Origin of the sequence: Methanolinea sp. (genome assembly GCA_016699325.1) — an archaeon.
Classification (GTDB): domain Archaea; phylum Halobacteriota; class Methanomicrobia; order Methanomicrobiales; family Methanospirillaceae; genus UBA9949.
The window spans coordinates 169,557-195,447 of the sequence record CP064971.1; the positions used below are offsets into that span (position 1 = coordinate 169,557).

Genomic DNA, 25,891 nt, shown 5'->3' on the forward strand with positions numbered 1-25,891 from the left:
ATCCCGGGCCCGGTGCATTCCCATGAACCATATCATATCCATCCGTGATCTGAGCCGGACCGAAATCGATCGCCTGATCGACGAGGCCTCCCGCATCCAGTCGTCCGTATCCATTGACCAGAGTCTGAAAGGGAAGATTCTCGCACTCCTCTTCTTTGAACCAAGTACCCGCACCCGGATGTCCTTCGAAGCGGCGATGGCACGCATGGGAGGAACGTCTATCGGTCTTGACAACGTAGAGGCCAGTTCTATGGCAAAGGGAGAGACGCTTGCCGACACGATCAGGGTTGTGAGCGGGTATGCCGATACCATCGTGCTCCGGCACCCGAAGGAAGGGGCTGCCAGACTTGCAAGCGAATTCGCAAGCGTTCCTGTTATTAATGCCGGAGATGGAGCTGGGCAGCATCCGTCCCAGACTCTTCTCGACCTGTATACCATACGGCAATCAATGCCTCTTGAGGGGATAACAGTCGGACTTCTCGGCGATCTCCGGTATGGCCGCACTGCCCATTCTCTTGCATATGCCCTCTCGCTCTATGGTGCCACACTCCATACTATCTCTCCCAAAGGACTGGAACTCCCTGGGTCCATTACCGATGAACTCCGGGAAAATGGCGCCGGGATTGTTGAACACCGTGATATATCCGAAATCATCAAGGAACTCGATGTCCTCTACGTGACCAGGATTCAACGGGAGCGGTTTCCTGATTCTGCATCGTATTTCAAGGTCGCTTCGAGTTACAGGGTGACCACCGAACTCCTGGATGGCGTGCGGGAGAACCTCATCGTGCTCCATCCACTCCCCCGGCTCGATGAGATAGATCCCGGTGTCGACCAGCTTCCGTTTGCACGGTATTTCGAACAGTCCCGCAATGGGATTCCTGTCCGGATGGCAATGCTCAGGAAGGTGATGGGCTGATGAAACGGGATGCGCGGGATGGTCTGCTCATCAACCCCATTCGTGACGGTACAGTGATCGACCATATCACAGGGGGTGAGGCACTGAACGTGCTCAAAATCATCGGGATTACAGGTACAACCACGGAATCCATCTCTGTGGCAACAAATGTAAAATCCGGAAAGATGGGGCGGAAGGATATCGTGAAGATCGAGAACCGGGAGCTTGTCAAGGAAGAGGTAAACAGGATCGCACTCATCGCCCCGAATGCTTCGATCAACATTATCCGAAACTACAAAGTCTATGAGAAGAAGGGGGTAGAGATACCCCGCGTTCTCGCTGGAGTGGTCCGGTGCCCGAATCCCGGATGCATCTCAAACACGAACGAGCCTATCGATTCCAAGTTCGAAGTGCTCCCAAAAGGGCTCCATTGCCTCTATTGCGATTGGATCATAACAAAGGATATTACAAGCCACCTCATCTGAAGGGAGTGATGTAAAAACCATGAAACGCTCCTTGATTACCGCATTTGTCCTTATCAGCCTTATTTTCTGTACCGCAGCCAGTGCAGACAACCTGGTTGCAATCGAGTACTACAACAGGGGAGTCGACCTTGCATATGAAGGTAACCACCCTGAAGCTCTCGCCTCAATCAACCGGGCACTGGAAGAGAATAGCAATTTCACCCTTGCACTGGCAACGAAAGCAGGTATATTGAATGCGCTCGGGCAGTATAGAGAAGCGATCGATGTTGCCGACAGGGCGCTTGCCATCGATCCGGGTGAAGCGGCTGCATGGAACAACAAGGCCTTCGCACTGAACCAGCTTGGCCGCTATGAGGATGCCCTCAACGCGGCTGATGCCGCTGTATCCCTCGACCCTGACATGACCGAGGGATGGGTGAACAAAGGCAGCTCTTTGATCGGAATTGGCAGCTATGAGGAGGCACTCGCTGCCTCTGAGGAGGCACTTTCCCGTGATCCAACTTCCTCCCAGGCTGCACAGAACCGTGATATCGCAACCCGTTTTCTCTCCCCAACCCCGACAGTGGCAGCGGTGGAGGGATGGGTGTTGATTCCAGGAGCTATCCTTGCCGGGATTCTGCTAAAATTGACAGGAACCAGGAAGAGGAAGTGATCGCGGGGAAAAAGGGATGCTGTGAGTATCACTGGGGCGGTTATGATTCCTGGTATAAGTATTTACATGATGGTCGCGGTTGGACGAATGAACCGAATGGTTCATTGTGACTGGTTATAACGGGATCGGGGCAGTCCCTTCCGGGAAAGAGGGTGATGATATCATAGGGGAGTGTACCCTGTGAAACCAGGGCAAATTCGCGGAACATGATTTCACGGGCAACAATATCTGTGATACCGGCTCTCTTCCCATCGCTCGCTTCCTCGCTGGATTCGTTCCGCGAAATTCATTTCCAGGTCGCACCGCCGGTGAGCGGATTGTGTCAGCTCTCGCTATGCAGAAGGCGACCATGAACATCAATTTCACCCCGGTAGATTCTGGTACTTGATATCCACCTCCCGTCCTCGGCCAGGACGCAGCTGATCTGGTGGATGTCCACTTTGCGTTTTCCCCGGTTTTTCCTGAGCATATTTATTTCGTGGGCAATCGGAAGCGTTTCTTCGCTGACCACCAGCGCGTCAAAGTCCTCATCAACAGCGCTCCCGAACCGGTCATTGAGCGGTTCGATGGTATACTCGGCCGTAAATCCCTGGTGCCGGATGAATTCATCGAGGCCCTTCTTTCGCTGCATGTATTCCCGGACGGGGTGAATTTTCCGTTGGGCAAAGGCATCGGTTGTCAGACCTATGATTATCTTCCCGCTGTTCCCAGCAAGCTCGAATGAGCGGGAGATCAGGCGTTTGTGTCCGTCGTGGAAAGGATCGAAGGTACCCCCGACCATAACCTTCATCGTGCTTCATAATTAATTTCCTATATTATTATGGCTGTTGATAGCGGGCGGAACACCGGGGCTTTTATTGCAGAAAATGCAACCGTTCGCGGTGACGTGACCCTTGGAGAGGAGGTGAGTATCTGGTTCGGTGCGGTGGTCAGGGCGGATAAGGACCGCATCGTTATCGGTGATAGGTCAAATGTTCAGGATAACGCCGTATTGCATACCAGCGCAGGATATCCGGTCCTTATGGGTACTGATGTTTCGGTGGGTCATGGAGCAATACTGCACGGATGCACTATTTCCGACCGGGTTCTGGTCGGCATGGGCGCAATTGTGTTGAATGGTGCCGTTATCGGAGAGGATTCACTGCTCGGTGCAGGAACAGTCGTAACCGAAGGTACAAAGATCCCGCCCGGCTCAGTGGTCATCGGTGTCCCGGGGAGGGTTGTCAAGGAGGTATCGCCGGATCAGCGAAACCATATCCTTGAAAATGCACGGAATTACTGGAACCTTGCAAGGAGCTACCGGCATGGGTGACGTGGTTGTCATCGGTGGAGGAGTGACTGGCATCCAGGCGGCACTAGATCTGGCAGACCATGGCATCATGGTTCACCTCATAGAACGGGAACCATCGATTGGGGGCCACATGGCTCAGCTTGACAAGACCTTTCCGACAAACGATTGCTCGATGTGTATCCTCTCCCCCAAGATGCTCGACGTTTCGCGTCATCCCAACATCAGGATCTCCACCTGCACCGAAGTGATCGGGATTGAGAAAGAGGAGGAGGGTTTCCGGGTACGAATCCGGAAAAATCCCAGGTTTATCGATGAAGAGCGCTGTAATGGATGCGGCGATTGCATCCAGATCTGCCCTGTCGAGGTATATAACCGGTTCGATGCCGGCATTGGTGTTCGAAAGGCTATCTACAAGCCCCATCCCCTGGCTGTCCCCGACCTGGTCATAAAAGACAACGACCGCTGTATCGAATGCGGTCTGTGCTATGACATATGCGGCAGGGAGGCCATCCGGAAGGAAGATGCCCCCCGGGAGGAGGAAATCCGCGCGGCAAGCATCATTATTGCCAGTGGGTTTGACGTCTTTGACGCAGCAAAAAAAGAGCAGTTCGGATACCTTCGCTATCCAAATATCGTCACCAGCCTCGAATTCGAGCGGATGATGAACGCCAGCGGCCCGACCGGTGGATCCGTACGGAGATTGTCTGACGGGGATACTCCCGATCACGTGGTGTTTGTGCAGTGCGTGGGTTCACGGGATATCCCGCTCTCCAGGCCGTACTGCTCAGGGGTCTGCTGTATGTATGCGATGAAGAACGCAATCCTCCTCCGCGAAAAGTATCCCGAAACCCGGGTGACCATCCTGTACATGGACATGCGGGCATATGGCAAAGGATACGAGGAATACTTCGAGCGTGCAAAGTCGATGGGAATAGAGTTCCTCCGGGGCATGCCCGCAGAGGTCATCGGCGAGGGAGGAGACATGATGATCCGCGTGGAGAACACGGAAACAGGCGAGATGGTAGAGCTTCATCCCGGGCTTGTGGTGCTCTCTGTAGGACTTGAGCCGGCAAAAAATGCTTCGGCCATTGCTGCACAGTGCGGAATCCCCCTCGAAGAAACAGGATTTTTTAAATCATTCGACGAAAAGGTCAATACCATTGCAACGATCCAGCCCGGGATCTACATAGCAGGGACCGCAGTATCACCACGGGATATTCCGGATTGTGTCGCCCAGGCCCGGGCCGCAGCCATGCGGGCATTTCTCGATGCTGTTCAGGACGGGCCGGCATGAAGCCGATCGAGACGATCCGGTGGGATGATAGCACCTCCTCAATCGTCCTCATCGATCAGACAAGACTTCCCCGCTCGTATCGCTTGGTCCGGTGTAGAACGGTCGATCGTCTCGTCACTGCTATCCGCCGCCTCGAAGTCAGGGGAGCGCCAGCCCTCGGAATTGCCGGTGCTTACGGAGTGGCGCTTGCTGCCGCCACTATCAGGGAGAGCAGGTTTTCTCGGTTTCTCGGGAAGCTCGAGACCGCTGCACATACCATTGCAAAAGCCCGGCCCACGGCTGTGAATCTTTCATGGGGTGTGAATCGTGTCCTGTCCAATCTCTACCGGTGCGAATCGAAAGCAGAAGTCAGACAAGTAGCCCTGAAAGAAGCCCACAGCCTCGCCCATGAGGATTCACAGTCATGCCATGCCATCGGGGAATATGGTTCAGCTCTTATTGCCGATGGAACAACTGTTCTCACCCATTGCAATGCCGGTGCCCTTGCCTGCCTGGAATGGGGAACTGCTCTCGGCATCATCCGATCGGCTGTCGAATCAGGGAAGGCAACGCGGGTAATCGCCTGCGAGACCCGCCCCCTGCTCCAGGGAGCAAGGCTCACCGCATGGGAGCTGAAACGCGATGGCATCGCGGTGACGGTAATTCCTGATTCGGCCGCTGCATATCTGATGCGAACAGGTGAGATTGATTGCGTTGTGGTCGGAGCAGACCGGATAACCCCTGATGTGGTCTTCAACAAAGTCGGCACGTACATGCATGCCGTCTGCGCCCGCGCCCATGCCATACCTTTCTATGTCGCTGCACCGCTCTCGACCTTCGATCCGGCACACAGCGGGAGCGAGATCATCATTGAGGAACGCGACCGCGATGAGGTCGCCTTCTGCGGTGGCAAGGCAATGATACCCAAAGGTGTTCCGGTCCGGAATCCGGCATTCGATGCCACTCCGATTGACCTCGTGAACGCGATAGTAACCGAATCAGGCATCCTGCGGCCTCCTCTTGACTGGGATGCCATTACACGAACACGCAAGGTTATATAAAATCCGGGGCCACGTTCCTTGAGAAATGGACATCGATGCCACGCTCCTGAATCAGATCATTTTCATCATCGGGGAGATAACGATTGTACTTGTTTTTGGAGTCCTCCTCCTGTCCCTGGTGATGGTCAGCCTCGCTGTCCTTTCGATCCGCAGGGGCAGAATTTATTTTCCATCCTTCCTGAAGGCCGGCATGGTATTCCTGGAAGGTTTTACCCGGGCCATCTTCCGACTCTTCGGGCTTGAAGACTGTCAGATCCACTCCTTCTTCATCCATCTCCATAACACCATGAACAAGAAAGCCTTCGAGACGGTCCCGGTCGAAGAACGTGCCATCTTCCTTCCCCAGTGCCTCCGTTCTTCGCGGTGTCCGGCACACCTCACCCCCGAAGGGCTGAAGTGCAAGCGTTGCGGCCTGTGCACGATCGGCTCCTGGCTGCCGGTATTTGAACAGATGGGATACCGTGTCTTCTCTGTTCCGGGCTCGTCCTTCATCAAGCGTATGGTGAAAAAATACCATCCCAAAGCTATCATCGGTGTCGGGTGCCTTTCAGAAGTCAAGGAAGGGCTCGAGATGTCGGATAAACTGGGACTTATTTCAATGGGCGTCGTGACCCTGAAAGACGGTTGTGTTGAGACGCTGGTGAACTGGGATGACGTCTTTGAGATTGCCGTTCTGGGGATCGATCCTTCCCATATCCCCCGCGAACTTGCTCATGGAGAGAGCGTTTCTTCTGCGTAAGTTCAAGCGAAGAACGCAGCAAGGAAGAAAATGACAAGGGAGGCAAACATCCCTGTTTTGAGAAGGCCGGTAGCCTTGCTTGACCTGACGCACAGCGAATCTTTGCACCGGAGGGGACGGCCTGCGGCAACCATGATGATTGCATCGACCGGAAGAATCGCTGCAAGATACCGATACCCCCACCAGAATACCGGGAAGATGCTACCCGTGACAGCACCGAGTGCAAAGACCAGGGAAAGCTGAACTGTCGCCTTCACACCGTAGCGGACCGGCACCGTATCCGCGCCCTCTGACAGGTCGCCTTCAATATCTTCGGCATCTTTCAACAGTTCGCGGGATACCATCGCACAGAAAGTGATGAGGACGAACGGAAGTACCCGTACCACTCCTCCCCACCCGAGAAAGGCTCCTCCGAACAGGAATACCGATGCCGAAAGAAACGAGACTGCAAGATTCCCCAAGAAGCAGGATCGTTTCAGACGGATAGCATAGAATACGAGGAGGAATGTATTGAAGAGCGCGATTGCCAGGCACAGCAACGTGGTGAAAGCAGACATGAGGATACCGGCACTGAAGAGTATGAATGCAAAATTCCTGGCCTCCCGTTCACCGACCTCACCGGAAGGTATAGGACGGTCCGGTCGGTTGATGCGATCGATTCCGGCATCAAAATAATCGTTGATAGTGTTTCCCCCGGCCGTGATGAGCATCACCACACCCCAGATGAACATGGCCCCGGGAGCCAGCGCTCCTGATGCAATGAAATATCCGATAATTGCCGCACATCCGGCAACAGCCGCGTTCACCGGCCTCGTGATTCGCACTATGCCGGGAATCCTCAATCGCACCGGCCTCCTGTACTGATGGTTTCTCCTCCTGACCTATAAACCGGAGCCTCCTTCGAGAGATTTCATTCAATACAATTTTCAGGCAGTGTTTGGAAAAAGAGAACGGGCGTGGAGGGATTTGAACCCCCGACCTATAGCTTAGGAGGCTACCGCCCTGTCCTGACTAGGCCACACGCCCCGCCATTATCAATTGATTAAGAGAAGGTATAAGGTTTCTGCAAATCCACCAATGAACGAATTTATGGAGTTATCTGAGGTTGAAGAGGGTCGGACACGCTTTTTTATTCCTCTCCAGGATCACACTCACGCCTTTCCCCCGGGCACAGCAGCGGTCTTCTACAACCCCCGGATGGAACTCAACCGGGACGCCACCGTGCTCTTTGTCTCCGTCACCCGGCCCCGGGACTATCTCGATGCGATGGGTGCCAGCGGAGCCAGGGGTATAAGGATAGCCTCAGAATGCAGCATCCCGGTCACCATCAATGATCGTAATCCACGGGCAATCAGCCTCATCCAGAGAAATGCTTCCCATGCGGGCGTTGATATAGAAGTGACCTGCCGGGATATCCATACCCTCCTCTCGCTCCGGAGGTTCGATGCCATCGATATCGATCCTTACGGTTCTCCTGCACCGTTCTGCGATTCCGCCATCCGCGGGACCTTCCGGTACCTGATGATCACTGCAACCGATACGGCTCCCCTCTGCGGTGCCCACAAAAAGGCAGGTATCCGCCGGTATTTCGCAAACCCTGTCAATACCGTGTACCATGCCGAGATCGGGCTCCGGATCCTGCTTGCATTCGTAGTCAGGGAGGCCGTGAAGTACGATCGTGGGGTCCGGCCGCTCTTCTGTTTTTCCCGGGAACACTATGTACGGGCTCATTTCTGCCTGGAAGACGGTGCTGGGAAGGCAGATGCATCGATTACCGGGATCGGCTATATTCATCAGTGTACATCGTGCCCTGACCGACGCGAACAGTCCGGCATTCTACCGGTATCGGGGCCCTGCCCTTCCTGCGGGAGCGCGACTGTCCCCATCGGCCCGATCTGGCTTGGTGCAATCCAGGATATGGGAGTCCTTGATACCATGCTCAAACGGCTGCCGGAACAGCCCCTCAATACCGGCCGGAAACTCGGCGTGCTCCTCGCAATCCTCAGGGACGAACTGCCTGTGTCATCGTTCTACGATTACCATATGCTTGCGAAACGGGCAAAGGTCTCTCCCCGACCCATTGGCGAAGTTATCGCAGGCATCATGGATGCGGGATACCGGGCAGGCCGGACTCACTATTCCGGGACAGGGATAAAGACAGATGCTCCCTGGCAGGTAATAGTGGATATACTGAAGTGCCCATGAAGGCCGGTACAACCTTCCCTGACAGCAAACGAGCCTCCAATCCAAATATGATATAGCCTATGTGAAGGGAATCCTGCATATGGGTTAGAAGATACTCCGTGGTTCGTGCTGAGCCGGAGGAGATACCTGGATGTAAATGCGCAAGCTTCAGTTCAACCTCTTCTGGCAAGAAAGCATTTCTGCCATCGTCCCCCTCCATGGGCACCTCAGGGAGCACAATCTTACAGTGAAACATTCCCGGGACTTCTGTGAAATGGTCCCTAATGCTCGATGATAATGGTGACGAGGTCACCTTCTTTCACGTGATGCGGGAGACCTACCCGCTGCCCAGGGTGTTTTACCGAGCGGCCCCAGATCCGGGCATACCGGAACCGCTCGACAAAGTCCCGGTGGAGTTTCCTGCAGATGTCTTCGATGGTGCTTCCCTTCCGGACGATGAGTGGCTCTTCGAGATCGGCAGCCTCGCTCTGGGGCTTCAGGTATACCCGCATGAACCCCAGGGTGTCGTAGATCCGGTCCTTGAGCTCCTCGATATGGAATCCGGTATGAGCAGAGATTATAACCGGGTCAAGGGAGAAACGGCTCTTGAGATCGGCAACGATCTCTTCTCTTTGGTCCTCTTCGATGAGATCAACCTTGTTAACAACGATAATGGCCGGCACGTAGACGCGGTTGCCGAACATCGCATCGATCATCTCGTCCTGGGTAGCATTCCCGCGGATCAGGACCTCGGCGTTCATCACTTTATTCTCAGCAAAAATGGACCGTATCTCATCGACATCAAGATCGAGTGCCCCTACAGAATTCACCCGGATACCTCCGTGAGAAGTTTTCTTGATGGTGATATCCGGCTTCTCCTTGTTGATCCTGACCCCGGCATCGTAGAGTTCTTTCATCAGCACATCGACATGAGAGGAGTTGAAGGCGTCGACCAGTATGACAATCATGTCAGCCCCCCGCACGACGCCGATAACCTCTTTCCCCCGGCCCTTTCCCATCGCAGCCCCAGCTATCAGCCCTGGCATATCGAGGATCTGAATCTTCGCACCTTTATGTTCCATGACACCCGGGACGACAGTCAGGGTGGTGAAGGCATATGCTCCCACCTCGCTCTTCGTCCCGGCCAGTTTGTTGAGGAGAGTACTCTTCCCTGTCGATGGGAACCCGACCAGAACCACCGTGGCATCACCCGACTTCTTGACCGAGTAACCCTCTCCCCCCCCGGTGGAGCGGATGGCACGGGCGATGGCCTCGTCTTTCATCCGGGCGATCTTCGCCTTGAGCCGCCCGATGTGCTTCGCCGTAGCCTTGTTGTAAGGTGTCCGCTGGATCTCCTCCTCAAGATCCAGGATCTCGTCCTCGAGGCCTGCCATTGCTCTTATCCTATAGTGCAGGGAGAAATACTAACTTATCGTTGCCGGTCAGGTCTTTTACCGACGGAACCGATCCGCCAGTGTGATTTTGCGGGTACGATCTGAACATCCGAAACGGCCAGCAGCAATGGCAGATTTTTCGACGACAGGACAGAAAACAACAGATTTATGTGCAACTATTACGAATATATTAAAGCACCTGCTGCTATAGTGTAGTCCGGCCAATCATGCGGGCCTCTCACGCCCGCGACTGGGGTTCGAATCCCCATAGCAGCATAATTTTCTTTTTGTGTCCTGTACTCCGTTCTTTCCGCAATTTGGTTATTTCCACCTCAATCCTCCTCTGTCTCCATCTCATAGCCGCTTCCGCCCTGGGAATGCTCGATTCAAGGTACTGCCCCCGAATCTTTTTCGGCAGGGGGAACTTCCCGTACCAGGAACCATCCATATCCTGCGAGGACAACCCCTGCAAAGATTGTCAGCACCAGTTCCAGCGGTGTCTGAGCCGGGACCAGGAGGGTCCCAAGAGCGAGCAGGGCGGTGAAATTAACCAGTGCATGGATCAGGATCGGCGGCCAGATCGTCCTGGTTCTCACAACGAGGGCTGCAAAGGTGATGCCGATGCCAAGAGCGGCAATGGTGTTTGCGATCACAAACTGGGGATCCCATAACCCACCCACCGCGTTGAACAGGTGGGGGATTCCGAACAGGAGTGCGGAAATGATGACGGCACTCTTTATTCCTGCCGGTAGCAGCGCCTGAAGGATTAGTCCCCGGAAGAATGCCTCCTCAGTCCACGCCACAATGAACGAGAAGACCGCAAACCGTGCAATAGCCGGCAGCCCGGTCACCGAGATGCCTCCGGTGAGAGAGATCAGGGCAACAATGACCGGTAACACGTACAGCAGGATATCCTTCCGGCAGCCGAGGTGGGTAAACCCTGCCCGTTCCCACCACCCGATCCAGGAGAGAAACACGGCAGCCCCCGCTCCGGGAACGAGGTAGGACAGGGTCAGCAGGAGTACCGGATCCCTTGTGAACAGTGTGGCAATAACTCCCCCAAGAAGGGATAAAAAGAAGAAGAGAAATAAGTAAAGGAGTGTATCGCGAAATGTTCCTCGTGGACGAAGCAGACCTGGCCCTGCTGGAAGCGGTTCTGGCATTTCATTCACCATTCTGATCTCCTGGGTGTTAAAAGAGAGGGATCAGAGACAGCCTGGTAGATGAACCATAGACCGTCGGAAGACCTTCCCTGGGTGGATGTCCTGGTATCCCGGTGCTGCCAATTTCCTTCCAGGCATTCCCGTTTTCCATAAGTGTAGTGCTGCGCTGCAGAAAGCTATAAATCATCTACAGCTGCTCTGGAATACGAGGGAAGTCCTATGGTAAAACCGCAGAAACCCGGGATATCTTTTCCAAGCGTTGTCGATCGGGCGTATCGGGAGTACAAGCGCCGCCTGAAAGTCACCGATATCATGAGTCGCGATGTGGTCACCACGGTGCCGGAGGTCACCATGTTAGAAGCGGCACGTATTATGGGTGAGCGGCGGATCGGGAGCCTCGTGGTTGAGAAGTACGGAAGGCCGGTGGCCATCGTAACCGAGCGGGATCTGCTATCGACCGTCATTGGAAAGGGGCTGTCCCCCGAAGAAACAACGATCGAGCAGGTCATGTCCTATCCTCTCATCACCATCTGCCCGGACACAGAAATACGGGAAGCAGCACGGACCATGATCCATAAGAAGGGACGTCTGGTTGTTTTCGAATGCGGAGACATGGCTGGAATCATAACTGCTGCAGATCTCATCCGCGAAATGCCTGACGCACCAGAATCATCACTGGTTGTTGATGATTATATGACGAAGCGAATCGTTACCGCAGATGAGCAGGAGACCGTGGCTGACATTGCGGTGATGATGGGACAAAGAAGGATTGGCAGCGTAATCATCACCCGGAAAGGGACGCCGTTTGGGATCTTCACAGAGCGGGATTTGCTTTCAAAGTTCTTTGCACAGGGTCGGTCACTGGACTCGCCAGTAGGGGAAGACTGCTCTTCCCCGCTAATCACCGCCCCATCGGGGATAAGTATCCATGAAGCAGCCCGGGTCATGACCGGGCGCCATGTAAGGAGGCTCCCGCTATCGAAAAAGACCGGTCTTGCCGGCATTATCACCGCACGAGACCTTGTCGAGGGATACGCTGCCTGATTTGGCCTTTTCTTCAACGCTTCTTTTTTTGATGTGCGAAGATCGTTTGAAATGTTATCCTGGTAGGAATTGACTTACAGAATGTAAAGGATCCCGCATCCCGCTCTCCCGGAGTTGGTAGGCCAATTAATTTCCCTGGTAAAGGACTTATTGCCGGTGAGTATATCAGTGATCACCAGGTGGCAGGTGCAGGCGCCGCACGTGTTGGCTGTTTTGATGAGCTGCGAGTTCGGGGGGGGCATGAGGTGGTGACACTTCATATCAATGAGCTCTCGGGCGACGGTATCATCCTGAATGAATCTGGCGGGAAGACGATCACGTCTTTTTTTTAAAAAAAAAAGGAGAGGCTGTTTGTATTCTCAAGAAATTTCCGGCAAGGACAAAATGCGTAAAACGGGTGTAAAATCCTGCATTTGTCTAAATTTAAAAAGCCACCGTTCAACCCCAACTCCGAATATCAGACTCTTTTCAGCTGCCTGGCACAGGGACGGCACCTTCGCATCTGCCGCTCGATATCTTCAGCCACGACCTTCTTGATCTGCTCGATGAGGCGAAGGCTGACAACAGCTGGATCTTCTCCTGTTTCCAATGAAATTTGCTGGGATACATACGATATAACGTCCTCGTTGAACTGGAAAGAGGTCCCTGTTATCTTCCGGAGGGCAAACTCCAGCTCTTCTTTCAGGGTCGGACGCTTTCCTATCACTCACGAGGGAAAATCATGAAAAATTATTAATATATATAATCTACGAAATATTATAAACCTTGAGACCGTTCTTCCCCCCATCTGAAGACCTGTTCCAGTAACCACGAAGGCGATCATTCAGGCACCAGGACCGTTGACTCTAATTTTTCTGGTGACTTAATCTGCCTTCCCGACCACATAAAAAGAGCTTTAAAACGAACCGGATTCCTGTTTCCATAGGATTCCAGCCAGCAGCCGCGAGAAATCCTTTTCAGACGACCTCGTACGTCCGCTCGACATCGAATGAATCAATGATCCGCTGGGCATCCCCCTTGTTGTGAGAGAATACATTCTCCCAGGAAGAATACGGTCCGGTATAACTGATGATGTAGCCCTTCTTGTCGATTAGGGTATAGTATTGCATGTAGCTCCTGTCCGGATTTCCTCGCTCATTCCTGGTATAAAACTCTATCTGGTATGCCCGATTGCCTGACAGCATGCAGGGTGCGCTTTTTGAGGTTGAAGTAATAGCGTGGCTCTTCTGGAGAGAGGAAACCGCGCTGTTGAAGTATTCCTCAAGGGATAACGTATGAGGATCCTGATCTATCTCGATGGTCATGGTTGCGATATACTTGAAGCATTGGGCACTGTACGAATCGCACTCCGTTTCGGGAGGAGCAGTCAGGACGACCACCCTTCCGGGAGAACCGGTTGATGCATCATCCAGCTCCCAGGTTACCGGATACCTGATGGAAAACGCATGTTTCTTGCTCGTATAGGCTACCCATCCATCGGGAGTAGGCGTCACTAAGATCGTCTCCCGCGATGCGGTGGTGACCGGCTCGGTTGTGCCCTGGTCTGGATATTCGTTATTCTCTCCCGATTCCCCCTCGAACTCGCTTTCATGGCCACTGAAATGAAGGTCATCTGTTGAATTGCTGACTCCAGATATCTCGGTGGAATTGCCTGGGTCGTATGAATCGGGTATCAACGCTGGGACGAGTCCCCCTGCATCGGGCACAGAGGATGTATGAACAACAAATATGAAATAGGCATTGGCACAGAGCGACAGCACCAGGACGAATGCAAGCACAGGTTCCCTATTCATACGCACCCTCCAAAAAGGAAAAGGGTAGTGATATACACGTAGTTATATGTTCCTTATGCTTAAAATATGACCTTTCAGGAATCTGACCCCAGCATCGTTCCCGTTTTCTCCCGGAAAGAAAGGGATCGGTTAATCCTTGATTAAAATGGCTCCAAAAATGATGAGGAAGATGCCAATGATGACGGCAATGATTCCAATTGATCCCTTCACTACCATGATAACTTCTGGGAGGAAGGCCCATATCCCGTAGCCACCAAGGCACAGGAGCAGAATCCCCCCAACCAGACTTGCAAGGCCTGTTTTATCCATTACGTTTCCTCCATTATCCCAACATATCCTCCTTTGGGTTTATTAAGGATATTGCATGGAGTGCTGTGTTGAACGAATCTGGGGTAAATATTACAAAAAGCTGAAGATCACGCTTCTATCCGCCAACCACACCCCTCTTTTGCGTCAGATCAAGGGACTTGACCTCTCTTTGAACGTCGATCAACGAATCCACTCTCATGGTACAGTCATTGCTGTTGCTAGCACTGGTATCAAAGTCACAAGCAGGGGAAGAGTGGATGCGCGAGAAGTGGAGGGTCCTGAGAGGGTGGATTAAAATTCACGCCATGATTGATATCAGGACTGATCAGATCCTTGACCTTGAGGTCAGGGATGAATCGGTGCAGGATGATCCTATGTTCTCCTTGATCAGGCAACGGAGAACTGCGGGAAAGTACATCCTATCTGCCAGATCCCGGGTGACGGAGGGTACGACCGGGTCCAAGTCTTCAACACCATGGAAAAACAAGGAATCAAACCAGGAGCCCAAACACGGGAGAATGCTGCTACAAGAAAAGCCCGGTTTGGAATTGTATAACACCGCAGCATCTGGAGGAAACGACGGGACATTTTGATACGTCATCAGTAAACCGGGGAGCAGGGAATTCTTCTGGCTATCAGCTGGATTATTCCTCCATGGCCGCATAGACCTGGCGGAATATCTCCCGCGTTTCGAGACCTTCTTCGCGGGAAAGCTTCTGGATAGCGAATCCGACATGAACAAGAACGAATTCCCCGACATCAACATCGACAAGGTCAACCCGGACTTCCTGCTGGAGATCACCGTAATCGACAACTGCGATATTGCCCTCCTTCTTCTCAATTACTTCAGCAGGTACTGCAATGCACATAGGAAATCCTCCTCCAGGTACTATCGCTCTCCTATGAAATAAAATGGCTGATAAAGGTTGGCCGGGGCTGATTGGGCAGCAGGTGTCCCGAAAGCGTGGACTTTTTTGTTCGGCTTGGAGAGAGAAAAAAAGAGAGATAAGCCCGATATCGTCAGGCACGTCCTGGTTCAAACCAGTCGGGGAGAACAAACGGCTGCTGCTGAACATACGCTGGCCATACAATGACCGGGCGAACTCCCCGTTCGGTCTGGTCCCATATGAGCTGTTCCATGTAAAGGTCGAATTTAGATTCACGGAAATCCGGGGTGAAGGTTATCATTCCCCCACTCATATATTCGATAATCTGCGGCATCTCCAGAGTTCCGAGAGACTTAGTGACCGCCTCCTTATCCTTGGTCCCCGCGTTCTCAACGGCTTTTGTGAAGATGTAGACACTCTCATAAGTCGAAGCCCCCATCATGCCAGGGAATCCGCCCCACCGCTGCCTGTATTTCTCCTTGAATGCAGCTATATCATCGGTAAGCGGCCCGGGGGGAATGGCATAGGGACTGAAACGGGATTCCATGATTGAATATTCACCATACTGCCCGACACCGCTGTAATAGTCCGGGTCATCGTTGCATTCCACTGCAAAGAAGATGACATTCAGCCCCACATCACGCCGGGCCTGGATTACCATGGGAACCTGCTCATTCAGAAATGCTGCAGCATATATCACATCTGGCCTTGCTGCTTTTATCGATGTAAGGGTGGTATGGTAATCAGTCTCCCCCATCCTGAAGGTCTCATTGGCAACGATGACCACCGGGAGGTTCTCGCCTGTCACGGTTGCTAAAACCGCACTTTCTACACCCTTTCCATACGGGCTGTCCTGGACGAGTAACGCAAGCCTGAGCGGGCGATCGTCGGAAAAACCAAAGCGTTCATTAATTGCCGGCCGAATAATCTCGCTTGCAAACAAAGTGGTCTGGCGCCCATAATCATCGGTTGTCGTGCAATGGTGAAAGACTGTGCTGGTATCAACGTCTGTCCTGTGGGTAATGACCGGGCTGGAAGCCCCGGTTACGACATAGGGAACCCTGTGTTCTGAGACCAAAGATTCATGGGCTGCAACAACCGCACTGGAGAACCCTCCCACCAGGCCATCTACCTTATCCTCGATAATAAGGCGGGTTACCGCTTTCTGGCCCCCCTCCCTGGTCGATTCATCATCTCCAAGGATCAGGGTGATCGGAATATTCTTTCCCAGTTCTTTGACATAAACCCCTCCCTGGGCATTGATCTCTTCTGCAGCAATTACTGCCGACTGCCAGATGTCTTTTCCCGTGGTGCTGGCCGGACCGGTCATCGAAACAACGACACCAATCCTCAATTCATCACCAGATTCCGGCTGGGAGCATCCAGCAATGAGGAGGCCGGCAAGAACGATCCCAATAATCAGAACTCTTGCATCCACAATCTACACCTTGCTATGCTAAGGCATAGCGAAGTTTTTATTTCTTTCTTTCTATCGTCAGCCTACCAGCCCGGGGTATTCCCTGGTGAAAGATCCGGAAAGGTAAAATACGAATTAGGACCTTTGAGCGGCAGGATGAGCGTTCATGTAACTATTCGATCGTAATATGCACGATCTTTTTTCCGGGAAGGATTTCCTCGGGTGGTGTACTGGGATTGATAACCACGATTTCCGGGGTGGCAAACATGCGGAGCTCCACACTGAAGCTGGAGGTTCCAATTCCCCTGGTGACATAACAGAATTTACCGTTCCTCTCGTAGAGACCTGAAATCTCCTTTCCAGGGATGCTGATTCCTTTAGGAAGGAACTGGCCGCCATGAGTGTGCCCGGCAATGGTGAGATCTGCATCCCAATCTGCACGACAGTCAGGTTCGTGGATCATGTAGAGGACATATGCATCTGTTTGAGGGACCGCAGGAGGATCGGCCATCCCCGCCCATCCGTCATCCACCCCTACCAGCATAAGGTCTCTTCCCTCCAGCTCGAGCTCGAGATACTCGTTCCTCATAACCGTCACGCCGTTCTTACCCAGCACGGCGACCAGCTGTTCGGCAAAGGCAAGATCGGTGGTCTCGTCACGGAGAACGCTGAGATTATAGCCATTTACATCGAGACACACTGATGATACAGCATCATTCTTCCGCAGCCAGCTCATCGCATCAGTTCCAGACATATAGTCATGGTTGCCAAGGATTGCATAGACTGGGGCGTCAATCCTGCTCCATACATCCTGGAGGTACAGATCCTCCCCATTGCCATAGACGAAGTCACCGAGGATAAACACCAGGGCTGGATCAAGGGCATTAATTTCGTCTATGATGCGCCGTGTGGCTTCGATATTTCCTTCCCTGAGATGGGGGTCGGCAATAAATACCAAGTTATCCGGCGCTCCTTCAACATGGAGGACGGTGATCTCAGAGCTTTTCGCCCCGATATAGGCAAAGCCAAGTGTTGTATTGAAGAAACCAATAAGAATAACGAGTGAAAGTAACCGTTTACTCGCGATAGGTGGGAGTTTTGGTATCTTGAAATCCAGTCCCATTAATACCACTGAATTTGGCAGGCGCCCTTAAATTAGTAGGTGTCCGGGAATGATATTTAGGTTTGTGTCTCCTGCCGTGCTGCCCGAGATCGTGGGAAAATGAAGCTTCCTGGAAGCAGGTGGTGGAACTGCACGCGTCACTTCCAGCCGCGTAACCAGCATCACTCTGGCGAGGAGATCACGGACATTATCAGGTAACCTCCTACCCTGAATTTGCCCTTCCCGTGAGTCCGTGTTACACGAGGTCCCGAGGACAGCCAGCAGGGTCGCGAGGAGCAAAAGCCGCATCCCAATAACATGGAGCTCGAGCAACCCTGTTACTGGTATTCTTACGGGTTCATTCACGGTCGTTTCACCTCCACTCCGTCAACTTCGTCTCGTCATTCCAACAGTCCTGGAACCGGGAGGCATCGCCCTTATCGTTGGTAGGGCTCCCAAGAGATACCCCCGGCATCATTGAACCTGATGAGAGGCTATGAAAAGACACTATGTGAACCGGGAGGGCCGGGCCGGATTGCATGGCAGGAACCGCCACCAGTGCACGGCAACGATGGTCAGCAGAAGTTTTTCAAGATATCGCTGTCCGAGTGCCGGACAGAATCCCGCAAAGGGTGATGGTCACGGGAAAGGGGAGACCGGGGCCGGTGTACAGAGGATAAACCTGCTGAAATCTGTAAGAACCAGGGTACTGAGGGTTGTCGCTTTCATGCCCTTATCTTTGCACCTGATCAGTGCCTGCCGGACCACGATGTCCCCCGCCTCCATATCATGCTCGATTGAGAGAGGTTTGGAGGGGATCCGATCCGGACCGGCATCTCTGCAGGTTGAAAAGAATGCCTCGATTTCGGGAATTTCCCCGTTGGAATATCCAAAAGACTCGCTGAACATGCGGTTGAAGTGGAGGCAGGTTCCCTGTGGACTGAAGAAACGGTCCTGAATGTCAGGGCGTGAATACGCCGGGGAAGAGATTTGAACTCTTGAGGTGCAGGGCACCAGTGGCTTTCAAGGCCACCGCCTTACCGGTCTAGACTACCCCGGCCCTGGATTAACTTGTTGGTTGTCTTGCCATAAAAAAATGTCACCATCGCCTGCGTAACAGCAAAAAAGAAACAACGAAAACCGCGATGATAACGGCAAAAAGGGGCAGCGGCGCGGATTTGGTGATGGCGCTTCCAACCCCGGTTGTTCCGGGAGGCTGTTCAGCTGCAGCAGAAACGCTGGAAGCTCCCTGGGCGAACAGGGTGACATCACCGCTCGTCGAGTACTTGTAAGGATACACCGTTACCGTGAGGACCTCTCCGTTGCCATCGATGAGTATTTCTTCTCCCTCATTCTCGCCCTTGACATTGACCTTCTGGACCGCCCCGGAGCTATCGGTGTATTCCATTACCCAGTCGATCCCGGACGATGTAAAGACGCGGACCTCTTCACTCCCGGTCTGGACGGAGAAAACCGCGGGTTCATCGCGTGAGGCATACCCTGTAGCACTCATCACCGGGAGAGTTGGCTGCGCAGTCGCTGTTACAGTCATTGGTTCGGGGACCTCGAAGACCGTGACCGATACTCTCCCAATGTAGCCTTTGGAATCGGTGAAACTCACGTTATACTGCCCGGTATCAGTTATCGGGATCTCTACCTGGAAGGATCCATCGCTCTTCGTGCTGACATAGTCCGGCCCAAAGACGATATCCTGCCCTGGCCCGGTGGCCTCGATCCGGACACCTGAACTCTTCAGGCCGAATATCGATCCTCTGACATCCAGCGTTCCATCCATTTCCTGAACCAGGGGGGCGGAAAAGCGGAGTTCATCGCTCCGGTCGATCATTTCGATAACCCGCAGGGTGACCGAGTTGCCGAGATAACGGTACCCTGAAATGGGGGGAACTTCAACTTTATAGATTCCCCGCGAAAGGTCGATGGTGTCAAAAACCACAGAAAATTCCTGGTTGGCCTGGAGGGTAACCATCTCCCGGGCAATCTCTTCAAGGGTATACCCGGATTTCGAGAGGATCACCTCCACACTGGTACCGGGTGGGATATTACTTGTTCCATTTACGATGAGCGGCATTCCACGCTGCAGCGTTGTAGGGGCATCGATGGTGAGTTCGTACGCCTGTGCCATTCCGATGGCGAAAACCAGGCAGATGAGCGCCACCATGAGTCCCCGGATACGAGGTGATTTTTCTGAACTGCCGCTCATTTCACAAACAACCGCACGCATATTTCGGTATCCTGCGCCTGATGCTCACCTAAAAGCTGAATAAGGATTCGGCTTCGAACTTTAATACCTTGCCGGATTGCGCCATTTAACGGAAATGGTGTTCCCTGACCCTATGAATGAGGCTATATAGCTGGAATACCTATGAAGAGAAGAGTCCGGGGAGTCATGGAAAAACCGCTTGCATGCTGGGAAGGCAGAGATTACTACCAGGGCGAGGCACTCCCTTCGCTCACCATCATCCTCAGGACCGGTGGATGCCGGCACAACCGCTGTCGCATGTGCAGTTATCGTTTCGAACGTTACACAGGGCATGCCCCGGGTAACCTGGCTTCGCTCCTCATCTCTCAACTGGACTGGGTTAAAGACCACCATAACCTGGAAAAAGTCCGAATGGTGAAAATATATACGTCAGGAAGCTTTTTCGATCCTGACGAAGTCCCTCCAGGAGTTGTAGATGCCGTTGCACGGCTCTTCAGGGGGAAGCTGGTGATTGCCGAGACTCGGCCGGAGTTCATCAATGCCGGGAGGCTCGAAGAATTCCTGGCCAGAGTCGACACGGGGGAGTGGGAGACCCCGCTCATGGTAGCCATGGGTCTCGAGACGACCAGTGATTTTATCAGAGAGAAATGCATAGACAAGGGATTTTCCTGGCAGGATTTCCTTTCCGCGGCCGGAGTGGCTCATGCTTCGGGTGCAGGGGTTAAGGCATACCTGCTCCATAAACCCCTCTTCCTCACCGAGCATGAAGCACTCGTCGACATGGAAAAATCAATCAGGACCGTTTCCGGTTTTGCCGATACGATCTCCCTGAACCCCTGCACCGTCCAGCGGCATACCGAGCTTGAATCCTACTGGAAGAAGGGAGCGTATCGCCCGCCGTATCTCTGGAGCGTGCTCTCCCTCCTGATCTCCGCACCGGTGTTCGTGACCTGCGACCCGGTGGGTGGAGGCCGGTCCCGCGGACCACACAACTGCGGGATATGCGATCGCGAAATCGTCCGTGCCATCCGCGATTTTTCACTCTCCAATGACAGAGAGCTTCTAATCGACGTTTTTGAAAAAGGATGTCATTGCCGGGCCGAATGGGAGTATATCCTGTCCGGTGAACATCCGTATTGCATGCCCCTTTCAGGCTGAACCAAACGATACGACCCGGGATTTATATCCGCGAGAAGAGGGCGGCCCATTGGGAATGCATCCGTCTCCGGTGTTTGGCGCATGGTGCAGAACAGCCCTTCAATGCCGGGCCGCCTGCAGGTCGAGCTGTTTTTCCAGCAGGGGAAGGAAGGTGCCGGCATCGCTCACCACCCCGATCGCGTGCATGGTTCCCCGATCCATCAGCTTTGTCAGGGATGATGGGTTGATATCAACGCAGATGGTCTTGACGTATGAGGGCAGGCAGTTGCCAACCGCCACAGAATGGAGGAGTGTGGCGATCATGAGAACCATGCTGCAGTCTGCAACGTGATCCCGTATCTGATCCTGTGCGACAATGGCATCGGTGACGACATCAGGGAGCGGCCCGTCATCACGGATGGAACCGGCCAGCACATACGGGATACCCCTCCTGACACACTCGTACAATATTCCCCCATTGATCACCCCGTTCTCAACTGCTTTCCTGATCGATCCGGCCCGCATGACCTCCGAAATGGCATAGAGATGGTTTTTATGACCACCGGTGACCGGTTTGCCGGTACAGATATCCATACCAAGGGACGTGCCATAAAGGTTAAATTCGATATCGTGGGTCGCCAATGCGTTACCGGCGAATAGAACATCTATGTAGCCGTTCCTGATGATAGTGGCGAGGGAGCGGGCAGCACCGGTATGGATGATCGCCGGACCGCCAACGAGGGCGATCTTGCCGCCTTTTCGCTTGAGATCGATCATCTCAGCAGCAACCTTGGCGATAATAGTCTCGCTCGGGCGTTCCGGAGAGACAGTCCCCTGCATGAACTCGAAGTTCGAAACCTGCCGGGGCCGTTCGGGCGGGATTACCTGGACGCCTTCTTCTCCAACCACGACCAGGTCGCCTTTTTTAAGTTTCGAGAGCGGGATACACCGCGCGACCATCTCCAGCGGGTCTATCACGATCAGGCAATCCATCTCGATATGCTGCACCGGTAGGAGCCTGCCGCTGTACCGCACCGAGGTCGGGTGGTGGGTGGTCGAGTAGAACCCCTTGGGGACAATGCGGTCTCCTTCTGCAGGAATGACAGTAGCCTCCTTCTCTTCGAGCAGCCGGGCTCCATAGGGGTGGATCTCAGAGAGTATGGCCGAGAGTTGCTCGGGGTTATCGGCATTCACCTTGAGCCGGGCATAGCTTGGATCAGTCTTCCGCTTACCGACATCGAAGACGAGGATCTCGAAGTTGCCTCCCTTGTCCATGATCCGGTCAAAGACCCGGGTCATGATGCCAGAATCGATGATGTGCCCTTCGAGTTCAATTTCGCGAAAGACCTGCATATAAATAAACTAAGCGGTAATCCTTTAAATAATTCTCCAAAGGGAGAGAAATTGGGTTTTTCCGGGCTATCACAGGCCGGTTCATTGGTTTCCAGGTTCCCGAACCAGGGTCCGGATCAGGGCAAGTTCTTCCCTGGTATTGATATTAAATGACAGGCTCTTGTCAGGGATGAGAAGGGACAGCTCCTCCTGGGGACGGTCGATGAGATCGCCCCGGAGGATGTTTATTCCGGCCGGACAGGCTGAAATCCCATTTATGGTAACGGAATATGACGAACGGCATCCCGAAGTCCCTGAAATGTCCCGGGGAACCCATACCGAGCAGGCCTCGCATCCTGACTCCCTGTAGCGTTCCTCAATCACCCGTATGGTTCCAGGACGGAGGCAGGGGAGATCGGCGACACAGGTAAAGAATGGACCGATGATCCCAAGGATATCCACCGCCTCGGCAAGGTCTTCAATGTAGCCCGCACCGGATGCAATAATGCAGAGGATTTCCCTTGCCCTGCACCAGTTCTGCGTAAAGGGTGTCTTTTTTGAGAGAACCACCACCACATCGTATCCTCCGGCCGTGAAAGCATCGATGACATATTCGATCATAGGCTTTCCGCGGATGGTAACCAATGGTTTTTCCCCAAGATCGAGCCTGGTACCCCCTCCTCCTGCAAGAATCAGTGCAAGCACCGTTCAAGCACCTCTATGAGCAAACGGTTCTCATCCCGGGTCCTGACCGCGATCCTGATCGAATCAGGAAGACCAAAGGAGTGACAGTCTCTGACCAGGATACCCCCCTCAAGCAACCGGGAACAGAGTGGGCCGACATCGGTAGGAAAGGTGAGTAAAAGGAAATTGACCGCCGACGGATGGATACCCAGATCGAACCGGGAGAGTTCCCTGACCAGCCATTCCCGCTCAGCAGTAATTCTTTTACGGGAGGTCTCGAGCAGGTCGTAACTGCGGAATGCGGCGAGGGCATATTGCTCTGCAAAAGCATTGACACTCCAGGGAGGCCGGATGGTTTCGACTTTACTAACAAGATCAGGATCGCCGAATGCATAGCCGAACCTGATTCCGGGGGCCGAGAAACACTTGGTGAGCGACCTTACCACAAAAACAGCAGGATCACGCACATCGGCGACACTCTGTTCCGGGTCGGAGAGTTCAATGAATGCTTCATCGACGAAGAGATACCCCTCCCGGGTTGTCTCTCTCATGGCAAGGACTTCATCCCTGGAGAGGAGAACCCCAGTGGGGTTGTTCGGGTTGCAGATGAACCGAACCAGCGCATGCTCGTGCCCAGAAACCGGGAGCGCTCCGGCAAGGCGGGCGGACAGTTCGTATTCCCCGAAGGTGGGATGCATGGTCCGGAAATGCGTGCCAGGAGAGAGGGTTGCAAGACAGAACACCCGTATCAACTCGATTGAACCATTTCCCACGGCGATGTCTTCAACCGGGCGTCTGAAGCACCCCGCGATGACTTCTTTTAAAGCCATGTACCGGTCATCAGGATATACTGCAAGGAGATCCGGTGAATATTCAACGGATATCTGGGGAACGAACGGGTTCATATTTGCGGAAAAATCAATAACGTTCCGTCCCGTATCTTCGCGGATCTGCTTTATTTTCCCCCCGTGCACAACTTTATCAGGAAATGAACCGGTCACGCACAATTCCCTGCCTTTCCCTGATTTTTTGGTGTCAGCCCGACATTAATGTATGTTCATGATGCTTACCCCGAACATCGATAAATATATATACTATAATGTGTAAGTAGGATTCATCTGCAAAGTCAGACGAATGGTAGCTCAATGACAGACAATTGTCGGACATGTGTCCGACATGCGTCAGGACACATTATGCGACGTATCACACTCAGACTTCCCGACCAGCAAATCGACATGCTCCAGCAGATGGTGGAAGCGGGGGAGTTTCCAACCGTCTCTGAAGCGGTCCGGGATGCGGTCCGTCAACTCATCGAGAAACGAGCCAGCCGTGTCATAAAAGAGAGTGACCAGGTTTCATTCAAGGTTTAGGAGGTCAGAAATGCAGAGCATCATCAATGAAGCGTTAAAAAACTCGGAAATTGAAAAGGAAATGAAAAATTCCGCGAATTCAATCGATGACGATTTCATCGGCCAGCCGCGGATCCTGATCATTGGTTGCGGGGGCGCCGGGAACAACACCATCAACCGGCTCCACCACATGGGAGTTGCCGGTGCAGAGACCATCGCCATCAATACCGACAAACAGCACCTGGATATGATCCAGGCTGACAAGAGAGTATTGATCGGTAAATCGCTCACCAAGGGACTGGGCGCAGGGGGGTATCCCGACGTTGGAAAGCGCGCTGCAGAGATGGCACGTCCAACCCTTGAAGCGCTCCTGGAATCAGCCGATCTCGTGTTCATCACCGCAGGAATGGGCGGGGGGACCGGTACCGGATCAGCTCCGGTTGTCGCCCAGATCGCAAAAGATCAGGGAGCAATTGTCGTGGGAATGGTCAGCTACCCGTTCCAGGTAGAAAAAGCCCGGTTGCTTCGTGCCGAGGATGGACTGGAGGCGCTCGCCGCCGCTGCAGATTCAGTCATCGTCCTCGACAACAACCGGCTCAAGAACTTTGTGCCCAACCTGCCCCTCGGTCAGGCTTTCTCGGTCATGGACCAGCTTATCGGTGAAACCGTTAAGGGGATCAGCGAGACCATTACCGAGCCCTCGCTCATCAATATCGATTATGCCGATGTTCGGGCCATCATGAGCAAGGGGGGCGTTGCGGTGATGCTGGTCGGAGAGAGCAAACAGCAGAACAAGGCTGAGAGTGTTGTCCGGGAATGCCTGAGCAACCCGATGCTCGATATCGACTATCGCGGAGCAACTGGAGGTCTCATCCACATCACCGGTGGAAGTGACCTGACCCTGACCGATGCAGAGGATGTCGCAACTTCGCTCACCTACGAGCTTGACCCGCACGCAGATGTCATCTGGGGTGCGCGTGTCAGGAACGAGATGGAGGGCAAGATCCGCGTCCTTGCCATCATGACCGGGGTACAGACTGGAAAGATACTCGGAAACCGTGTCTCCTACAAGCAGGTTCTTGAGAAAGAGGTCCGTAAGGTTGGGAACCCAAAGGTTCCGCAGCTCCCCAAGAACCGGAAGGCGCGGGAATTTGCAAGTGGAGGTAATCTGCTGGAATGGGTTGGATGAATACAGGACTACAAGACAAATATTACCACCTTGATTAACAACTGCCCCGGTACATCTGCCACCGATACCGGAATGCCACCATCACCTTCGGAATCGGGTAAAAATAATACCCTGATCGTTCTCTTTTTCCGACGCACGAAATCATTAAATTACAGGATGTCCTTTACATAATAGAAAATCCATTGGATTATCCCTCACAGAACCATGGGTGCTGCGTGAAGGGTTGTGCATCCGGAAGTCCGGTTTTCTGGACCCTTCTGGTATCGGGAGTTGAATATAATGGACCG

At 53.3% G+C, this 25,891-nt stretch carries 27 protein-coding genes and 3 tRNA genes; 14 read left to right on the forward strand and 16 right to left on the reverse strand.

All coding sequences use genetic code 11. The features are described 5' to 3' along the window. Positions 1-22: 22 nt before the first annotated feature. From pyrB to IPI71_00910, 3 genes are read left to right on the forward strand one after another with little or no spacing between them, the layout of a single operon-like run. Positions 23-919 (forward strand): aspartate carbamoyltransferase, encoded by an 897-nt coding sequence (gene pyrB / locus IPI71_00900; GenBank protein QQR71124.1) that lies wholly within the window; start codon positions 23-25, stop codon positions 917-919. After that, complete coding sequence (locus IPI71_00905; protein QQR71125.1) at positions 919-1,383, forward strand: aspartate carbamoyltransferase regulatory subunit; 465 nt, start codon at positions 919-921, stop codon at positions 1,381-1,383. The genes pyrB and IPI71_00905 overlap by 1 nt, the downstream gene beginning before the upstream one ends. A gap of 19 nt (positions 1,384-1,402) precedes the next feature. Then, positions 1,403-2,035: a tetratricopeptide repeat protein gene (locus IPI71_00910; GenBank protein ID QQR71126.1), complete on the forward strand. Its 633-nt coding sequence runs from the start codon at positions 1,403-1,405 to the stop codon at positions 2,033-2,035. Positions 2,036-2,357: 322 nt separating this feature from the next. On the opposite strand, the gene IPI71_00915 is transcribed toward IPI71_00910, so the two are convergent. Further along, a complete protein-coding gene (locus IPI71_00915) occupies positions 2,358-2,825 on the reverse strand; it encodes a phosphopantetheine adenylyltransferase (GenBank protein QQR71127.1) in 468 nt (155 codons plus the stop codon). Positions 2,826-2,855: 30 nt separating this feature from the next. Here IPI71_00915 and IPI71_00920 point away from each other — a divergent pair, with 30 nt between their 5' ends. The 4 genes from IPI71_00920 to IPI71_00935 are packed head-to-tail and all read left to right on the forward strand — an operon-like array spanning position 2,856 to position 6,399. Further along, a complete protein-coding gene (locus IPI71_00920; GenBank protein ID QQR71128.1) occupies positions 2,856-3,347 on the forward strand; it encodes a gamma carbonic anhydrase family protein in 492 nt (163 codons plus the stop codon). After that, the gene (locus tag IPI71_00925) at positions 3,340-4,620 is read left to right on the forward strand and encodes a CoB--CoM heterodisulfide reductase iron-sulfur subunit A family protein (GenBank protein QQR71129.1); all 1,281 of its coding nucleotides are present in this window, start codon (positions 3,340-3,342) and stop codon (positions 4,618-4,620) included. Before IPI71_00920 ends, IPI71_00925 begins: the two co-directional genes overlap by 8 nt. Then, on the forward strand, positions 4,617-5,660 hold the full coding sequence (mtnA, locus tag IPI71_00930) for an S-methyl-5-thioribose-1-phosphate isomerase (protein QQR71130.1): 1,044 nt from the start codon (positions 4,617-4,619) through the stop codon (positions 5,658-5,660). The genes IPI71_00925 and mtnA overlap by 4 nt, the downstream gene beginning before the upstream one ends. A gap of 25 nt (positions 5,661-5,685) precedes the next feature. Beyond that, a complete protein-coding gene (locus IPI71_00935) occupies positions 5,686-6,399 on the forward strand; it encodes a DUF116 domain-containing protein (protein QQR71131.1) in 714 nt (237 codons plus the stop codon). A 2-nt stretch (positions 6,400-6,401) separates the two neighbouring features. On the opposite strand, the gene IPI71_00940 is transcribed toward IPI71_00935, so the two are convergent. Next, complete coding sequence (locus IPI71_00940) at positions 6,402-7,235, reverse strand: geranylgeranylglycerol-phosphate geranylgeranyltransferase (protein ID QQR71889.1); 834 nt, start codon at positions 7,233-7,235, stop codon at positions 6,402-6,404. Between the two features lie 115 nt (positions 7,236-7,350). Then, positions 7,351-7,425 (reverse strand) — tRNA-Arg (locus IPI71_00945). A gap of 63 nt (positions 7,426-7,488) precedes the next feature. On the opposite strand from IPI71_00945, the gene IPI71_00950 reads away from it, so the two are divergent. Continuing rightward, positions 7,489-8,604, forward strand: coding sequence for a tRNA (guanine(10)-N(2))-dimethyltransferase (locus IPI71_00950; protein QQR71132.1), 1,116 nt, complete (start codon positions 7,489-7,491; stop codon positions 8,602-8,604). Between the two features lie 260 nt (positions 8,605-8,864). Here the strand turns inward: IPI71_00950 and IPI71_00955 are convergent, their stop codons facing one another. Continuing rightward, positions 8,865-9,977, reverse strand: coding sequence for a GTP-binding protein (locus IPI71_00955; GenBank protein ID QQR71133.1), 1,113 nt, complete (start codon positions 9,975-9,977; stop codon positions 8,865-8,867). A gap of 201 nt (positions 9,978-10,178) precedes the next feature. Between IPI71_00955 and IPI71_00960 the strand changes: the two genes are divergently transcribed. Next, a tRNA-Glu gene (locus IPI71_00960) sits at positions 10,179-10,253 on the forward strand. Positions 10,254-10,363: 110 nt separating this feature from the next. Here IPI71_00960 and IPI71_00965 read toward each other — a convergent pair. Further along, positions 10,364-11,140 (reverse strand): CPBP family intramembrane metalloprotease, encoded by a 777-nt coding sequence (locus IPI71_00965; protein ID QQR71134.1) that lies wholly within the window; start codon positions 11,138-11,140, stop codon positions 10,364-10,366. A gap of 219 nt (positions 11,141-11,359) precedes the next feature. Between IPI71_00965 and IPI71_00970 the strand changes: the two genes are divergently transcribed. Next, on the forward strand, positions 11,360-12,184 hold the full coding sequence (locus IPI71_00970) for a CBS domain-containing protein (protein QQR71135.1): 825 nt from the start codon (positions 11,360-11,362) through the stop codon (positions 12,182-12,184). A 457-nt stretch (positions 12,185-12,641) separates the two neighbouring features. Here IPI71_00970 and IPI71_00975 read toward each other — a convergent pair whose 3' ends face one another. The 3 genes from IPI71_00975 to IPI71_00985 all read right to left on the reverse strand — a co-directional run bounded on the left by IPI71_00975 (position 12,642) and on the right by IPI71_00985 (position 14,286). Then, a complete protein-coding gene (locus IPI71_00975) occupies positions 12,642-12,890 on the reverse strand; it encodes a hypothetical protein (protein QQR71136.1) in 249 nt (82 codons plus the stop codon). A 250-nt stretch (positions 12,891-13,140) separates the two neighbouring features. After that, positions 13,141-13,977: a hypothetical protein gene (locus IPI71_00980; GenBank protein QQR71137.1), complete on the reverse strand. Its 837-nt coding sequence runs from the start codon at positions 13,975-13,977 to the stop codon at positions 13,141-13,143. Between the two features lie 129 nt (positions 13,978-14,106). Then, complete coding sequence (locus IPI71_00985) at positions 14,107-14,286, reverse strand: hypothetical protein (protein ID QQR71138.1); 180 nt, start codon at positions 14,284-14,286, stop codon at positions 14,107-14,109. Between the two features lie 257 nt (positions 14,287-14,543). On the opposite strand from IPI71_00985, the gene IPI71_00990 reads away from it, so the two are divergent. Next, positions 14,544-14,879, forward strand: a complete 336-nt coding sequence (locus IPI71_00990) for a hypothetical protein (protein QQR71139.1) — start codon at positions 14,544-14,546, stop codon at positions 14,877-14,879. 51 nt (positions 14,880-14,930) lie between these two features. Here the strand turns inward: IPI71_00990 and IPI71_00995 are convergent, their stop codons facing one another. The 5 genes from IPI71_00995 to IPI71_01015 form a co-directional block, all read right to left on the reverse strand. Further along, positions 14,931-15,155: a HypC/HybG/HupF family hydrogenase formation chaperone gene (locus IPI71_00995; GenBank protein ID QQR71140.1), complete on the reverse strand. Its 225-nt coding sequence runs from the start codon at positions 15,153-15,155 to the stop codon at positions 14,931-14,933. 151 nt (positions 15,156-15,306) lie between these two features. After that, complete coding sequence (locus IPI71_01000) at positions 15,307-16,611, reverse strand: ABC transporter substrate-binding protein (GenBank protein QQR71141.1); 1,305 nt, start codon at positions 16,609-16,611, stop codon at positions 15,307-15,309. Between the two features lie 151 nt (positions 16,612-16,762). Continuing rightward, complete coding sequence (locus tag IPI71_01005; GenBank protein QQR71142.1) at positions 16,763-17,713, reverse strand: metallophosphoesterase; 951 nt, start codon at positions 17,711-17,713, stop codon at positions 16,763-16,765. A gap of 954 nt (positions 17,714-18,667) precedes the next feature. Next, positions 18,668-18,752: transfer RNA gene (locus IPI71_01010), tRNA-Ser, on the reverse strand. 39 nt (positions 18,753-18,791) lie between these two features. Continuing rightward, the gene (locus tag IPI71_01015) at positions 18,792-19,934 is read right to left on the reverse strand and encodes a hypothetical protein (GenBank protein QQR71143.1); all 1,143 of its coding nucleotides are present in this window, start codon (positions 19,932-19,934) and stop codon (positions 18,792-18,794) included. A 141-nt stretch (positions 19,935-20,075) separates the two neighbouring features. Between IPI71_01015 and IPI71_01020 the strand changes: the two genes are divergently transcribed. Next, positions 20,076-21,071 carry an archaeosine biosynthesis radical SAM protein RaSEA gene (locus IPI71_01020; protein QQR71144.1) on the forward strand — a complete coding sequence of 332 codons (996 nt, stop codon included), beginning with the start codon at positions 20,076-20,078 and terminating at the stop codon, positions 21,069-21,071. A gap of 99 nt (positions 21,072-21,170) precedes the next feature. On the opposite strand, the gene IPI71_01025 is transcribed toward IPI71_01020, so the two are convergent. The 3 genes from IPI71_01025 to IPI71_01035 form a co-directional block, all read right to left on the reverse strand. After that, entirely contained in the window at positions 21,171-22,403 is a 1,233-nt protein-coding gene (locus IPI71_01025) for a TIGR00300 family protein (protein QQR71145.1), read from the reverse strand. A gap of 81 nt (positions 22,404-22,484) precedes the next feature. Further along, a complete protein-coding gene (locus IPI71_01030; protein QQR71146.1) occupies positions 22,485-23,087 on the reverse strand; it encodes an NTP transferase domain-containing protein in 603 nt (200 codons plus the stop codon). Further along, positions 23,075-24,067, reverse strand: coding sequence for a histidinol-phosphate aminotransferase family protein (locus tag IPI71_01035; protein ID QQR71147.1), 993 nt, complete (start codon positions 24,065-24,067; stop codon positions 23,075-23,077). Before IPI71_01035 ends, IPI71_01030 begins: the two co-directional genes overlap by 13 nt. Positions 24,068-24,259: 192 nt before the next feature. Between IPI71_01035 and IPI71_01040 the strand changes: the two genes are divergently transcribed. Further along, positions 24,260-24,436, forward strand: a complete 177-nt coding sequence (locus tag IPI71_01040; GenBank protein ID QQR71148.1) for a ribbon-helix-helix protein, CopG family — start codon at positions 24,260-24,262, stop codon at positions 24,434-24,436. Between the two features lie 10 nt (positions 24,437-24,446). Beyond that, complete coding sequence (gene ftsZ / locus IPI71_01045; GenBank protein ID QQR71149.1) at positions 24,447-25,604, forward strand: cell division protein FtsZ; 1,158 nt, start codon at positions 24,447-24,449, stop codon at positions 25,602-25,604. Positions 25,605-25,891 lie beyond the last annotated feature (287 nt).

Excerpts from the sequence above, each read along its gene's own strand:
- IPI71_01025 (QQR71145.1), bottom strand. The coding sequence starts at position 22,403 with ATGCAGGTCTTTCGCGAAATTGAACTCGAAGGGCACATCATCGATTCT.
- IPI71_00995 (QQR71140.1), bottom strand. The coding sequence starts at position 15,155 with ATGTGCATTGCAGTACCTGCTGAAGTAATTGAGAAGAAGGAGGGCAAT.
- IPI71_00905 (QQR71125.1), top strand. The coding sequence starts at position 919 with ATGAAACGGGATGCGCGGGATGGTCTGCTCATCAACCCCATTCGTGAC.
- pyrB (QQR71124.1), top strand. The coding sequence starts at position 23 with ATGAACCATATCATATCCATCCGTGATCTGAGCCGGACCGAAATCGAT.
- IPI71_01040 (QQR71148.1), top strand. The coding sequence starts at position 24,260 with ATGCGACGTATCACACTCAGACTTCCCGACCAGCAAATCGACATGCTC.
- IPI71_01015 (QQR71143.1), bottom strand. The coding sequence starts at position 19,934 with ATGCGTGCGGTTGTTTGTGAAATGAGCGGCAGTTCAGAAAAATCACCT.
- IPI71_00910 (QQR71126.1), top strand. The coding sequence starts at position 1,403 with ATGAAACGCTCCTTGATTACCGCATTTGTCCTTATCAGCCTTATTTTC.
- IPI71_00955 (QQR71133.1), bottom strand. The coding sequence starts at position 9,977 with ATGGCAGGCCTCGAGGACGAGATCCTGGATCTTGAGGAGGAGATCCAG.
- mtnA (QQR71130.1), top strand. The coding sequence starts at position 4,617 with ATGAAGCCGATCGAGACGATCCGGTGGGATGATAGCACCTCCTCAATC.
- IPI71_01005 (QQR71142.1), bottom strand. The coding sequence starts at position 17,713 with ATGGGACTGGATTTCAAGATACCAAAACTCCCACCTATCGCGAGTAAA.
- IPI71_00915 (QQR71127.1), bottom strand. The coding sequence starts at position 2,825 with ATGAAGGTTATGGTCGGGGGTACCTTCGATCCTTTCCACGACGGACAC.
- IPI71_00950 (QQR71132.1), top strand. The coding sequence starts at position 7,489 with ATGGAGTTATCTGAGGTTGAAGAGGGTCGGACACGCTTTTTTATTCCT.
- IPI71_00920 (QQR71128.1), top strand. The coding sequence starts at position 2,856 with ATGGCTGTTGATAGCGGGCGGAACACCGGGGCTTTTATTGCAGAAAAT.
- IPI71_00990 (QQR71139.1), top strand. The coding sequence starts at position 14,544 with ATGCGCGAGAAGTGGAGGGTCCTGAGAGGGTGGATTAAAATTCACGCC.
- IPI71_00935 (QQR71131.1), top strand. The coding sequence starts at position 5,686 with ATGGACATCGATGCCACGCTCCTGAATCAGATCATTTTCATCATCGGG.
- IPI71_00970 (QQR71135.1), top strand. The coding sequence starts at position 11,360 with ATGGTAAAACCGCAGAAACCCGGGATATCTTTTCCAAGCGTTGTCGAT.
- IPI71_00980 (QQR71137.1), bottom strand. The coding sequence starts at position 13,977 with ATGAATAGGGAACCTGTGCTTGCATTCGTCCTGGTGCTGTCGCTCTGT.
- IPI71_01020 (QQR71144.1), top strand. The coding sequence starts at position 20,076 with ATGAAGAGAAGAGTCCGGGGAGTCATGGAAAAACCGCTTGCATGCTGG.
- IPI71_00985 (QQR71138.1), bottom strand. The coding sequence starts at position 14,286 with ATGGATAAAACAGGCCTTGCAAGTCTGGTTGGGGGGATTCTGCTCCTG.
- IPI71_00965 (QQR71134.1), bottom strand. The coding sequence starts at position 11,140 with ATGCCAGAACCGCTTCCAGCAGGGCCAGGTCTGCTTCGTCCACGAGGA.
- ftsZ (QQR71149.1), top strand. The coding sequence starts at position 24,447 with ATGCAGAGCATCATCAATGAAGCGTTAAAAAACTCGGAAATTGAAAAG.
- IPI71_00925 (QQR71129.1), top strand. The coding sequence starts at position 3,340 with ATGGGTGACGTGGTTGTCATCGGTGGAGGAGTGACTGGCATCCAGGCG.